The 13,433-nt window shown below is 47.8% G+C and carries 12 protein-coding genes; 1 reads left to right on the top strand and 11 read right to left on the bottom strand.

Translation table 11 applies throughout. The annotated features are described in order from the left end of the window. The 5 genes from pgeF to spoIIGA form a co-directional block, all read right to left on the bottom strand. Positions 1 to 852, bottom strand: a complete 852-nt coding sequence (gene pgeF / locus FJQ58_RS26410; protein ID WP_139997959.1) for a peptidoglycan editing factor PgeF — start codon at positions 850 to 852, stop codon at positions 1 to 3. A gap of 121 nt (positions 853 to 973) precedes the next feature. Further along, positions 974 to 1,255 carry a YlmC/YmxH family sporulation protein gene (locus tag FJQ58_RS26405; protein WP_053375508.1) on the bottom strand — a complete coding sequence of 94 codons (282 nt, stop codon included), beginning with the start codon at positions 1,253 to 1,255 and terminating at the stop codon, positions 974 to 976. Positions 1,256 to 1,436: 181 nt separating this feature from the next. Continuing rightward, the gene (gene sigG, locus FJQ58_RS26400; protein ID WP_076339226.1) at positions 1,437 to 2,219 is read right to left on the bottom strand and encodes an RNA polymerase sporulation sigma factor SigG; all 783 of its coding nucleotides are present in this window, start codon (positions 2,217 to 2,219) and stop codon (positions 1,437 to 1,439) included. 104 nt (positions 2,220 to 2,323) lie between these two features. After that, entirely contained in the window at positions 2,324 to 3,046 is a 723-nt protein-coding gene (sigE, locus tag FJQ58_RS26395; protein WP_139997957.1) for an RNA polymerase sporulation sigma factor SigE, read from the bottom strand. Positions 3,047 to 3,083: 37 nt separating this feature from the next. Further along, the gene (spoIIGA, locus tag FJQ58_RS26390) at positions 3,084 to 4,004 is read right to left on the bottom strand and encodes a sigma-E processing peptidase SpoIIGA (RefSeq protein ID WP_139997955.1); all 921 of its coding nucleotides are present in this window, start codon (positions 4,002 to 4,004) and stop codon (positions 3,084 to 3,086) included. Positions 4,005 to 4,327: 323 nt separating this feature from the next. On the opposite strand from spoIIGA, the gene FJQ58_RS26385 reads away from it, so the two are divergent. Next, positions 4,328 to 5,008 (top strand): DNA-binding response regulator, encoded by a 681-nt coding sequence (locus FJQ58_RS26385; protein WP_238404351.1) that lies wholly within the window; start codon positions 4,328 to 4,330, stop codon positions 5,006 to 5,008. Between the two features lie 988 nt (positions 5,009 to 5,996). Here FJQ58_RS26385 and ftsZ read toward each other — a convergent pair. The 6 genes from ftsZ to spoVE form a co-directional block, all read right to left on the bottom strand. Next, positions 5,997 to 7,109: a cell division protein FtsZ gene (gene ftsZ, locus FJQ58_RS26380; RefSeq protein WP_139997953.1), complete on the bottom strand. Its 1,113-nt coding sequence runs from the start codon at positions 7,107 to 7,109 to the stop codon at positions 5,997 to 5,999. A gap of 209 nt (positions 7,110 to 7,318) precedes the next feature. After that, positions 7,319 to 8,560: a cell division protein FtsA gene (ftsA, locus tag FJQ58_RS26375; RefSeq protein ID WP_139997951.1), complete on the bottom strand. Its 1,242-nt coding sequence runs from the start codon at positions 8,558 to 8,560 to the stop codon at positions 7,319 to 7,321. A 219-nt stretch (positions 8,561 to 8,779) separates the two neighbouring features. Beyond that, positions 8,780 to 9,541 (bottom strand): cell division protein FtsQ/DivIB, encoded by a 762-nt coding sequence (locus tag FJQ58_RS26370; protein ID WP_139997949.1) that lies wholly within the window; start codon positions 9,539 to 9,541, stop codon positions 8,780 to 8,782. 111 nt (positions 9,542 to 9,652) lie between these two features. Continuing rightward, positions 9,653 to 10,921, bottom strand: coding sequence for a UDP-N-acetylglucosamine 1-carboxyvinyltransferase (gene murA / locus FJQ58_RS26365; RefSeq protein WP_139997947.1), 1,269 nt, complete (start codon positions 10,919 to 10,921; stop codon positions 9,653 to 9,655). A gap of 15 nt (positions 10,922 to 10,936) precedes the next feature. Further along, the gene (gene murB / locus FJQ58_RS26360) at positions 10,937 to 11,842 is read right to left on the bottom strand and encodes a UDP-N-acetylmuramate dehydrogenase (protein ID WP_139997945.1); all 906 of its coding nucleotides are present in this window, start codon (positions 11,840 to 11,842) and stop codon (positions 10,937 to 10,939) included. 462 nt (positions 11,843 to 12,304) lie between these two features. Further along, positions 12,305 to 13,402, bottom strand: coding sequence for a stage V sporulation protein E (gene spoVE, locus FJQ58_RS26355; RefSeq protein WP_139997943.1), 1,098 nt, complete (start codon positions 13,400 to 13,402; stop codon positions 12,305 to 12,307). Positions 13,403 to 13,433: the final 31 nt, after the last annotated feature.

The raw sequence follows: 13,433 nt of genomic DNA, 5'->3' as shown, positions 1-13,433 counted from the left end.
TCACCTCTCCCGAATGCCGATCCAACTGGCCATCCGGCCGGTTAGGCCACCTTCTTTGCGATGAGAAAAAAACAAATCTCGTCTGCATCCGGTGCACCACTCTGTTAATTCGATATGGATCGGCAAAATTCCTGCTTTTATCATAATCTGTCGGTTTATTTCTTTCAAGTGCAAGTTCGCTTTTCCATCCCCAGACAACTTCAACATCGTTTCTGCGGTATCCGCTTCTACGCCAAGCTCGTGCAGCAGCCGCTGCACCTGGTTAATGACGGGACCATCAACCTCATAGCAGCATCCGCCAATCGATGGCCCTATCGCTGCAAGAAGAGCCTTAGGATTGGTCCCGTACGCGGCTTCCATCGCATGAATTGTCACTGCCGCAATCTCCTGTACCGTTCCTTTCCAGCCCGCATGCGCAAGGGCTATTGCATCATGCTCGGGATCATAGAAATAAAGAGGTACGCAATCCGCATAAAATGAAGCTAACAGCACGCCTGGAACATCCGTCATTATCGCATCGCAATCCTTTATGACGCTGCCTAACGAGTCTCTGCCGCGTCCCTTGTCTCCTTCCATCATTTGCTTCACGGCATTCCCATGGACCTGCTCCGCGCATGTCCACGCGTCAAATGGCCAATCTATCGCATCTGTTAATGCTCTCCGGTTAGCGATGACCGAGTGATCCTCGTCCCCAACATGCAGTCCCATGTTCAAGGACGACCACGGCGCTTCGCTAGAGCCGCCATCCCGGCCTGTAAAACCGACGGTTAACCGTTCATTTCGGACCGTCCAATTGGGCAATAAAAAAAGCGAAGGCCCCTTCGCTAATTGAAAATGTTCGAAAGCTTCCACTGTTCCACCTCTATCCAAAGATTCGAGAAGCTGGCTGCATCACCAGCCATGCCGAGAGCTGCCGGACATTTCCCCCAGCGACCAGCGTCTCTGCCTTATTTTCTAAAAATAGTTTACCGCGTTAAGAGCGGGCGTGCAAATCATCCTCTTCAGCGCGGAGCTGCTTCGTATCATCCATGCGCACCAGCACAACATCCGCACCAATCTTCACAATGTTGCGCCAAGGGATAACAACCTCCGTCCCTCCGCCGCCAAACATCCCCAAAAACTTAGTAAACTGAGGCACAACAATCGAATCAATGCGCCCTTGTCTTAAATCCAGCTCCAAATCGGAGATTTGACCGAGTTTTTTCCCGTCAACAATATTAATGACATCCTTCGTCTGAAAATCAGATATTTTCATCACCGTTCACCGCTTTTCACGTAGAGTGATCGTCCTTTTAACCTCTCCTATAACTATATGAGGCATTTGCCCAAAATGTCCTTCTTATCCAAAAATCGTGCTTCTAATTTTTCAAGTTTGCAAAGCTCGTCCGCATATGCTTTTTCACGCACAAAAAAACGGTGCCTCGCGGCACCGTTTTTTATGATTTTACATGCTTTTGCATTTGCTGAATCGCTGACTTCTCCAGACGTGATACTTGGGCTTGCGAGATCCCAATTTCATCGGCTACTTCCATTTGCGTCTTGCCTTCAAAGAAACGCATTGACAAAATCATTTTCTCCCGGTCGTTCAGCTTGTGCATCGCTTCCCGAAGCGCAATCTCCTCAATCCAGGAGACATCCTTATTGCGCTCATCACTAATTTGATCCATAACATAGATGGGGTCACCGCCATCATGATAAATGGGTTCGAATAAGGAAACCGGGTCCTGAATCGCATCCAGTGCAAAAACAACATCTTCCTTCGGAACGTTCAAGGCCTCTGATATTTCAAAGATCGTCGGCTCGCGTGAATTCCTGTTCGTTAAGCTATCCCTTACCTGGAGCGCCTTATAAGCGATATCTCTCAAGCTGCGCGAGACGCGAATTGGGTTGTTGTCTCGCAAGTATCGGCGTATTTCTCCGATAATCATCGGTACGGCATAGGTGGAAAATTTGACATTTTGGCTAAGGTCAAAATTATCGATCGCCTTCATAAGTCCGATGCAGCCGACCTGGAATAGGTCGTCCACAAACTCTCCCCTATTGTTAAACCTTTGAATAACGCTAAGTACCAGCCGCAGGTTGCCGTTTACTAATTTCTCTCTTGCTGCCCACTCGTTGCGGGTTTGCAATGCCGTAAACAATTCTCTCATCTCGACATTATTTAGGACAGGCAGTTTCGCGGTATCCACTCCACAGATCTCGACTTTATTTCGGGTCAACGTGATTACCTCCCAAGGAGAAACATTACTGTACATTATCTCCTCAGGAGGCCTTTTTATTCCTATTGTGACATCGTTCGACAACCGTAGGCAGGACGCGGCCTCTAGACCATTTTATTAAATTCTTTGCGAAGTCTTTTGATAATCCGCTTCTCCAGCCTTGAAATATAGGACTGGGAAATGCCAAGCAGGTCTGCAACATCCTTTTGCGTTTTCTCTTCACCATCAGCCAGACCAAAGCGCAACTCCATGATAATCCGCTCACGTTCAGAAAGCTTATCGAGTGCTTTATGCAGCAGTTTGCGATCCACTTGCTCTTCGATGTTCCGGTAGATCGTATCATTTTCAGTTCCCAGCACATCGGACAAAAGCAGCTCGTTGCCGTCCCAATCGATGTTGAGAGGCTCATCAAAGGATACCTCGGTGCGCGTTTTGCTGTTGCGGCGCAGGTACATCAATATTTCATTTTCGATACAGCGCGAGGCATAAGTGGCCAGCTTGATCTTTTTCTCCGGATCAAACGTATTGACCGCTTTAATTAAACCAATCGCGCCTATCGATACGAGATCTTCAATATGAATGCCGGTATTCTCGAACTTACGGGCAATATATACGACAAGCCGCAGGTTTCGTTCGATCAGCATCGCCCGAATGGCCGTATCGCCCGAAGGCAGCTTTTCCAGCAAATATTCTTCTTCTTCGCGTGTTAAGGGTGGTGGAAGCGCTTCACTGCCACCGATATAATAAATCTCTTCGCTTTTTAATCCGAATAAAAACATGACACGATAATAATATAACTGAAGGATCAATTTGTACTTGACGAGCATTTGGCCCATCCCTCCTCGTTTGTATGAGCATACGTTTTTATTGTTGTACCATAGACGGATGGATAATGGCTCGATATGCCCCATCAGACGTTAGCTTTCCGCCGTCAAGCCCGATAAGCACCTTTCGCGTTTCAAAAACTTGTCCTTCCCTAGTAATCTCAACCGCATCAGGCTTTATTGCGAGCATGAACTGTGATCCCCGGTTGACACCTCTGAATGGAACGAGACGAAGCCTGTCTTGCCAGATGAAGTAAGGCTGTTCATCCATTCCCGCCACAAGACGATCTACTTGTGCATCTCGTATGCTATTCATCCACGATTCGGGCAAATCTTCTTGCCAAATAGAAGCTTCCATCACCATAACTGGCGTTCTTGTTAGCGGGTCATATAGCTGGTTCCCGGTGTCGATTAGGCCAACACAGGTTTGAACTCGTTCACCAATCGTAATCTTCACTTCTGCTAAATGAGTCTGCACCAGCTCCCGTTCTCTTTTTTGCGTCAATACGGTACGGTAAATATACAATCCGATACAAAACGCAGCAATTAAATAAAACAATCCCATCTTAAGCTCCACATGCATACTGCCATTGACGAAACTAATCGTTCTCCATACCTCACCTGATCCTTGCATAAACAAATAATAAAGCCCTAGCACGGCACCCGCTGCCACAAAGTTAACCGCATAAAATGCCGCAATGTTCCTTGCAAAATGCTGAATTGAAGCAAAACCAAACGCAATCCAAACCATAAGCAGCGATACTCCGATCTTTACAACTAGCGTAAATAAAAAAGACAATTGCGGAAAAAGCATCAAAACGACATAACAAGCTCCGACAGCAGAAGCCGCTAACACCCGCCAAGGCTTAGGTTTAAGATGACGCGCCCATGCGGAAGTTAGTAGAATCGCACCGTCCACGAGAAGCTCTCGCAAAAACATAACATCCACATAAACAGCCACTTCGGTCACCTTCCTGCAACTGGCGATACACGGACCTGCATCCGGCTCCCGGGAGAACGATTGAGACTAGTATATTAAAATCCTATTTCAAAGTCTGTCTATTCATGACAGCATGACATATCTTTTTTTGTCGAGTAGGAGTATAAAAACCGCCACAACTTTTGCACATCATGCGATTCTTCCTTTCAGAAAAAACTTGTTCGCGCTTATAAATTATCGTATGATACGAAGCATAGAAGGAAAGCAGTGAAGCACACCGCCTACTCGGGAGTACCTACCCGCAGTATGCGGTTTTTTTTATTTGAAAAGGAAGGGTGATCGATTTGTCGTTTCAAGCGGATTTGCAGAAATGGATGGATAAGGAGCTGATTAATCGCAAAGGGGCATGTAGACGAAGGCTGGAACAAGGGCTTGGCCATGCAGAAAGACATTTTGTCGAGTACATATGGTATCCCGCATTCCATGACCTCGACAGATTGCATCCGGAGTTTGAAGTCGCCGACTATCGCGATGGGATAAGATATCTAGACTTTGCTTACTTAAATGATGGGCTGCGGCTTGCCATTGAGATTGACGGTTACCGAGCACATTCTGCTGAAATCAGTCGTTTGCAGTTCTCAGATTCGCTTATGCGCCAAAATCATCTCGTATTGGATGGCTGGAAGGTGCTGCGTTTCTCTTTTGACGATATGAAGGAAAGGCCACGCATGTGTCAGCAGCTTCTCCAACAATTTATGGGCAAAAGTTTATTAGGCAGAAGATCTGAAAGCAGTGCAGAAATTTTCTTGCAGTTAGAAGTATTACGGCATGCGTCCCGCTTGGAGCATCATCTCCGGCCTTCCGATGTCATGGAACTGTTAAAAATCAAAAAGCGTGATGCGCTTAAACTTCTGCAAAGCATGACAGCCAAACAGCAGTTACTTCCCGCAGGCAAAGGTACCACCAGAATCCGTTGTTACAAAATCAACCCGGAAAAGCAAGAGGCTAACTTCACCTCTCTGTAAGCACATATGTGTGCTTACAGACCACTAATCCATGTTACTCTCTGGCGATAAGAGCATATACGTGCTTACAGCACTCTTTCGATCTCGATCATACGGCGTTTGGACTCCATAAGCACGTATATGTGCTTACAGACCACTAATCCATGTTACTCTCTGGCGGTAAGAGCATATACGTGCTTACAGTACTCTTTCGATCCCGATCATACGCCGCTTGGTCTCTGTAAGCACGCATGCGTGCTTACAGAGCAACTATTCATGCCTCTCGCTAGCGGTAAGAGCACATACGTGCTTACAGCACTCTTTCGATCCCGATCATACGCCGCTTGGTCTCTGAAAGCACGCATGCGTGCTTACAGAGCAACTATTCATGCCTCTCGCTAGCGGTAAGAGCACATACGTGCTTACAGCACTCTTTCGATCCCGAGCATACGCCGCTCGGACTCTGTAAGCACGTATATGTGCTTACAGACGACTAACCCATGTTGCTCTCATGCTGTAAGAGCATATACGTGCTTACAGCACTCTTTAGGTTCCAATTCACACGCCGCTCGGACTCTGTAAGCACATATGTGTGCTTACAGACCACTAATCCAGGTTACTCTCTGGCTATAAGAGCACATACGTGCTTACAGCACTCTTTCGACCTCAATCCTACGCCGCTTAGGCTCTGTAAGCACGTATATGTGCTTACAGACGACTAATACAGGTTACTCTCTGGCTATAAGAGCACATACGTGCTTACAGCACTCTTTCGACCTCAATCCTACGCCGCTTGGTCTCTGTAAGCACGCATGCGTGCTTACAGACCACTAATCCATGTTGCTCTCATGCTGTAAGAGCATATACGTGCTTACAGAGCAACTATTCATGCCTCTCGCTAGCGGTAAGAGCACATACGTGCTTACAGCACTCTCTCGCATCGACAAACAATGTCCCTCAACACAAAAAAAACGCCCCACCATAAATGGTGAGGCGTTTCAAAAAAAGATTAGCGATCGCTGCGTGGGCGATTGCGAAGGAATGCTGGGATCTCCAGTTGGTCGCTAGACGTGTTGCTTGCACCAAATGGTTTAACAGCCCCAGAATTGCCTGATGGTCTTGTATCCACTGATTCTGGCTGCTGTGGAGAACGACGCGGTGTTGGCGCCTTATGTTCAAAACCTGTTGCGATAACGGTTACTTTAATTTCGTCCTTCAAATCCTCATCAATGATCGCACCGAAGATCATGTTTACATCTGGATCGGAAGCGGAAATAACAATCTCAGCCGCTTCATTCACTTCATAAAGGGACAGGTTGCTTCCACCTGTAATATTCATGATTACGCCGCGAGCGCCATCAATAGACGTTTCGAGCAATGGGCTCATAATTGCTTTGCGCGCTGCTTCTGCTGCACGGTTCTCGCCTGTTGCGATACCAATCCCCATCAGAGCTGAACCACGCTCGGTCATAATTGTTTTTACGTCTGCAAAGTCAAGGTTAATCAGACCTGGCACTTGAATAAGGTCCGAGATGCCTTGAACCGCTTGACGGAGCACGTTATCCGCTTCACGGAAAGCTTCCAGCATAGGTGTCTTCTTGTCTACAATCTCAAGCAAACGGTCATTAGGAATGACGATAAGCGTATCTACTTTTTCTTTGAGCGCTTCAATGCCAAGCTCAGCTTGTCCAGCACGCTTGCGTCCTTCAAAGGTAAAAGGACGAGTAACGACCCCTACAGTAAGTGCGCCGCATTCGCGAGCGATTTCGGCAATAACCGGAGCTGCTCCCGTACCTGTACCGCCGCCCATTCCTGCTGTCACGAATACCATGTCTGAGCCTTTTAGCTGATTCATAATAATTTCGCGTGATTCCTCAGCAGCCTTGCTGCCTACATCAGGGTTAGCACCCGCGCCAAGTCCGCGCGTCAGCTTGTCGCCGATTTGCAGCTTATGTTCCGATTTCGCCAGATGAAGTGCTTGAGCGTCCGTGTTCACCGTAATGAACTCTACACCTTTCACACCATTTTCAATCATTCGGTTAACCGCATTGCTGCCGCCACCGCCTACACCTATTACTTTTATTTGAGCAAGCTGCTCAAGCTCAAAGTCAAATTCCAACATCTTTCATTTTCCCCCAGTCAAGCGTAAACTGCTGATAGCATCATCTGACGGCACAGCAACGTTTCGCGGTAAAATATAAGCATCGTACAAGGTGAAACGGCTGTCGCCATCCTATGGCGGCGCGGCGCGTTTCAATCCAAGAAATATAGAGAAAGGATGGCGAAGCCATATGCTTTCCTATATTTTAAAGGTGAAACTTATATTATATTTTAGATAAACTCATTGAACATACTTTTAATCCGCTCGAACATACCGGGTTTGGTTGAAGGTGCTGGACTTGCTTTGCGGCTTGCCGTTTTCTTCACTGCTCCAGTTCCACGAGCTCCCATATACTTCGACACGTATTGAATCATGCCAACACCGCTGCTATATGCCGGATCTCTTACTCCGATATAATCAGGCAATGCGATTCTCACGGAAGCCTCCAGCTCTGTCTGGGCCAAAGCGAGCGTTCCTGGCATGGATACGGAACCGCCGGTCAGGACATAACCATTTACCTTGTCTCCGTATCCAAGTCGACGTACCTCTTGCCGTATCAGATGGAAAATTTCTTGCATGCGAGGCTCCACGATGCTTGCAAGATCAACCTGTGAAAATTCCTTCTCCACATTGCTGCCCATGCGTGCCACTTTAAACTTTACGTCTTCCGCTGCATCCAGTACATTCGAACAGCCGTACTTCAGCTTAATTTTCTCTGCTTGATCGCTTTGTGTACGCAAGCCATACGCGATATCATTCGTTACGTATTCGCCACCGATTGGCAGGGTAGACGTAGCTGCCAGTCCGCCTTGATCGTAAATGGCGATGGTACAGGAGCCCGCTCCAATATCCGTTAGTACAGTTCCCATAGCTTTCTCGTCTTTAGTAAGAGAAACTACGCCGGACGCCAATGATAACAATATGACGCCAGAAATACGAAGGCCTGCTTTCTCTACACAACGCATAAGGTTATGTATGGCAGTCTTCGTCCCCGTGACGATTGTCGCCTCAACCTCAAGGCGAACTCCAATCATGCCTCGCGGATCGGATATTCCTTCCAGTCCGTCAACTAAATATTGCTTAGGCACCAAGTTAATGATCTCACGCTCTGGCGGGAGCGCGACAACCTTAGCCGCCTGCAATACGCGTTCAATATCTTCTTCGCCTATTTCACGATCCTCGTTGGATACTGCAACGACGCCACGATTGGTCTGCAGTGCAATATGATTGCCCTGAATGCCCACGTAAACGTCGGATATTTGAATGCCTACCATGCGCTCCGCATGCTCTATGGCATTACGGATCGATTGCACGGTTTGGTCAATATCTACTATTGCTCCTTTGCGAATACCCTCTGAGTCGGCAGATCCAACTCCAATAATATTAATGGCTCCATTATTCACTTCACCAATAATAGCACGAACTTTGGATGTACCGATGTCCAAACTGACGATGATGTCGTTGCTGCTCATCTTGCGGCACCTCCGTTTCAAATAAAAATTATTACATTGCTCGTTAAGGTCTTTCTACTAATTCAACGCCTTTAATATTTTCCCTCTTTTTTCAACAAAGTTTTCATTGTTTTTTCATTTTCTGACGAGTCCCGCCCCTTGCGGCACCTGATATATCCTAATGTTATCCAGCTTCATCGAGTATAAAAGCGATAAATAAAATTCTACCATTCTTTCAAGCTATTGAGTAGTCTCTTTTTCCTCAGAGTCTAAATTTTCATTAATAAATGCTTCATATTTATCTGCAAGCAGCATCGTAATCTTCCCTGGTTCCTGCGTTTCAATTACCGCATTCAACGTATCGATTTTTTCAACAAGTACAGAGACTGCAGTAATGACTTCAAATTTCGTTCGCGTATACATTAAAATACGATCCGGGTACGCCGAGGAGGGATTGGGAATAATTTCAGACAGGTCCGACAGCTGTTTTGCCGTAATTTTACCGAGCTGCTTCGTCAGCTCAGCCTTGACGGGGTCATCATCCGCCCAGCCTGAAAGCACGGGCTTGTCCACGAGCTGCATAACGTCGCTATCCGCTTCTACCGTCGTTCCGTTAGACAAAAGCGCTGTCATTTCACCTTGCTTGGAGAGTTCGAAGGCAACCACAGGGTATTCTTCCACTGTTATTTTCAACAAACCGGGAAATACCTTGGTTACCTTGACCTCATTGATTTGCGGGAGCGTAAGCACCCGGCTCTCTATCGCGGAAGATGAGGTTCGAAAAAACGCATCCCCAATCAAAATCGCAGCCGCTTTGCCAATCTCTTCCTTCGTCACGAATCTCGTTCCTTCTATTTGAATCTCTGAAACCTTGCTGATAGAGGAATTAAAAAATAATACAGCCAAAAGAGCAACAAACAATAAAATAAGTATCGTTAGCAGCTTAGGGCTGCCCATCCGCTTGCGACTTGGCTCTTTCAGCACAGGCATCTGTGCGCTCATAACTTGTCCCTTCTTTCCCCAAAAAACATCCGGCTCTCCTCTCTGCTTCAGCCATTGCTTAGCAGTGCCAGGAAACCGGCTGTTTCTATCTTGCAGCTCAAACGCATAGTATTAATTATTAGGCACTGGCGCATATCGCGATATCCGTGCACCTAATCTAGACAGCATCGTTTCAATTTTCTCATAGCCTCGGTCGATATGATGAATTTGCTCAACAACGGTTTTGCCCTGCGCAGCCAAACCTGCAATAACAAGTGCAGCGCCTGCCCTCAAATCTGTGGCTTCCGCTGTGGCACCATAAAGCCTAGGGACACCGCGAATAAATGCAGCATTCATATCTACCCGAATATCCGCTCCCATTCGGGACAGCTCATCGACATGCTTCAATCTGCCTTCAAAAATCGTTTCTTTTAGTATACTCACGCCATCCGCCAGCGTAAGCAGAACCATTACTTGAGACTGCAAATCGGTAGGAAAAGCCGGATATGGAGAGGTTACGATTCTTTCGACCGCTTTCGGCCTCGTTGCACAGCCGACTTTAATTATATCACCGTCGACAACAATTTGAACACCTGCACGACGCAGAACATGAATCAAGGAGGATAAGTGCGCGGGCTGTGTATTTTGGAGCGTTACCTGCCCCCGCGTTGCGGCGGCCGCTACCATAATTGTCCCTGCTACTATGCGGTCCGGAATGACTTTATAACGGCATGGCGTTAGCGACTGTACCCCGTCTACCGTTATCGTATCTGTACCGGCACCCATAATTTTCGCGCCCATCGCATTTAGAAAATGTTGCAGATCTTGTATTTCCGGCTCACGTGCAGCATTGCTGATCGTGGTCCGGCCCTCCGCCAAAGCAGCGGCCATCATGATATTTTCTGTAGCTCCAACGCTTGGGAAGCTTAAGTGAATATCAGCGCCCTGCAGTTTATCTGCACGACAAATGATACGGTTACCAATTTCTTCAATTTCCGCACCAAGAGCCTTCAAGCCTTCCAGGTGAAGATCAATTTTTCTCTCGCCGATCGCACAACCGCCCGGCTGGTAAACCTGCGTCTCTCCAAACCTAGCAAGCAAAGGCCCCATTAGAAAAATAGAAGAGCGCATTTGTCTCATTAACGATTCCGGCACGTGGGACGTATGTGCAGTTTCTGTATCCAGCACAACCGTTCCTCCCACATGCTCGGCGCGGCATCCTAATTCGCGCAAAATGTTCAGCATGACGTCGATATCCAGCAAATCAGGCACATGATCAATCGTTGTTGTGCCTTCGGCCAGCAGACTGGCAGCCAGAATCGGCAAAGCGGCATTTTTCGCTCCTTGGATAACTATGGTTCCTGAGAGAGGTTTCCCACCTTCAATCACCAATTTGTCCAATGTATCACCTCCGAATTACCGCTCACCCACCACCAATACTTCCGGCACCAACAGGATGTCATAGCGATCCTGAATAGTGCTTTGTATATGAGTCATGAGGGCGAGAACGTCTTCAGCTGTTGCTTGCCCGGTGTTTACGATGAAATTGGCGTGCTGCTCTGATACTTGCGCACCTCCGAGACGCTCACCCTTAAGTCCCGCCTCTTGAATGAGTCTGGCAGCATGATCATTAGGCGGATTGCGGAATACGCTTCCTGCGCAAGCAAGCTGCAGCGGCTGCGTTCTCAATCTTCTCTCTTTGTAGGAGGCCATCATGGCAAGAACTTCCTTCTTATCTCCTTCTGCGAGCTCAAAGGTTGCTTCAACGACAAGACCCTTTTGCTCATGCAGAATGGAATGCCGGTAAGAGAAATGCATATCGTCTCGTTCGTAGCGAACCAATTCTCCTGTTTCCAGTACAATATCAGCTGACTTAAAAATACGTGACACATCCGATCCATGCGCGCCAGCATTCATATAAACGGCTCCGCCTACCGTACCGGGTATTCCCCCCGCGAACTCCAGACCGGTTAGGCCTTCCTTACCCGCCATTACTGACAGTTTGATTAAAGAATATGAAGCTCCTGCAGTAACTGTAGGCCCTTCAAAGCGCACATAATCCAATCCTCGGTGCGGCTTAATTACAACACCCCGAACTCCTTTATCGCTCACCAACATGTTTGAGCCCCTGCCCAAATTAGTCCATGGCATTTGATGCTTTTGCACCAAACGAACCGCAGCAACCAATTCTTCTTTGCTACGAGGGAGGATTAATATATCGGCGGGACCGCCGATTTTCCATGTCGTATAGTTCGAGAGCGGCTCGTTGTACAAAACTTCGCCAAGATTGGCTTGTTCCAATTCCGCTTTAAATGCTTCCATTAGTAGAACCTCCTTAAGGTTTTGTGAAGCAAAACCTACTTCGTAAGCAGTCGCTTAGGTTTTGTGAAGCAAAACCTACTTCGTAAGCATGCCCATGCTCATGTACTGCTCAACATGATGATAATCAATAGAATTCGCTGCGTTCCGGCTGTAAAAGTCGCAACCGGAGGCTTCTGCTGCAATAACCGCTCCACGTGGGTGACGGTCACGAATATAGTGTATCTTATGCCCTTATAGGCTCTTGTGTGACAGTCGCCCATATTGGCCAATTTTCGCATTCACGGTTGCTTTCTATAAATACGACAGCAATATCCGGCTCTAATAGGCACAGCTGCGCCTAAGCGCACTGCAGCCTGCCAGAAGCCGGATCCAGGTTTTCGAGTTGCAAAGCCTTAACATCAACAGCATAATCCGAACCAATGTGAACAATTGATTTTCAACGATCCGGACAGGCACCTGGCCTCACCTCGAATAGCGCGAAATATTGAGCAAGATGCCTAGCGCCGTCAGCAATAGCGTTAGTGATGAGCCCCCGTAGCTAACGAGCGGCAACGTAATTCCGGTTACCGGCATCATACCGATGACGACGCCAATATTAATCAGCACCTGAACTCCGACAATGCCCGTGATGCCCACGGCAAGCAAACTCCCAAATGTATCGGGAGCGGCAATCGCCGCGCGAATGCCGCGCCATACAACGATTAAAAATAATAAAATTAAGGTTGCGCCGCCTATAAAGCCTAGCTCTTCAGATAAAATTGAAAAGATAAAATCGGTTTGCGGCTCAGGCAAATAACTGAACTTCTGCCGGCTCATCCCTAGGCCTAAACCAACGAGGCCGCCGGGTCCGATCGCATAAAGAGATTGGATGATTTGATAGCCGCCGCCAAGCGGATCGGCCCAAGGATCAAGAAAATTCGTAATGCGCTTCAGCCGATACGGCGCCGCAATGATCAAGCCGACAAAGCCTGCAACGCCAATCATCGCTAGGCCGCCCAAATGAGCCATCCGGGCACCAGCCGTAAAGATCAGCAGCAATGATGCGCCTACCATGACCGCGCCTGTGCCGAGATCCGGCTGCAGCATGATCAGACCAAAGGCTAGTCCAACCAGCCCAAGCGGCGGTACGAGGCCTTTTTTAAACTGCGTAATCGTTTGCTGCTTCTCTGAAAGCCACTTTGCCAAGAACAATATCATGGCCAGCTTCATGAATTCCGATGGCTGAATGCCGAAGGAGCTAATGCCGAGCCAACTGCGTGCGCCTCCGCGGACGACGCCTACGCCTGGAATGAGAACGAGCAGCAGCAGGCCGAAGCAAACGATCAACGCCATCGGCGCCCACTTTTTCCAGACGGTATAATGCGTGTTCATCGTAAACAGAAGCGCGCCTATTCCTAAAGCGGCAAATAAAAGCTGGCGCTTCACGAAATAGAATCGGTCGCCGAATTCATGAAAAGCAAGCACCGCACTGGCGCTGTATACCATAATTAACCCGATCGTGAGAATGAGCCCAATTGCAGTCAGCATCCAGATATCCGGGGCAGAACGCGCTTTGGCCATAGCGAACACACCTCTTAGCATGGGAAAGTAG

It is taken from the genome of Paenibacillus paridis, from assembly GCF_006345825.1.
GTDB lineage: Bacteria > Bacillota > Bacilli > Paenibacillales > Paenibacillaceae > Pristimantibacillus > Pristimantibacillus paridis.
Note: the sequence above shows the minus strand (reverse complement) of the source record. Positions and strands in the feature narration are given on the sequence as shown.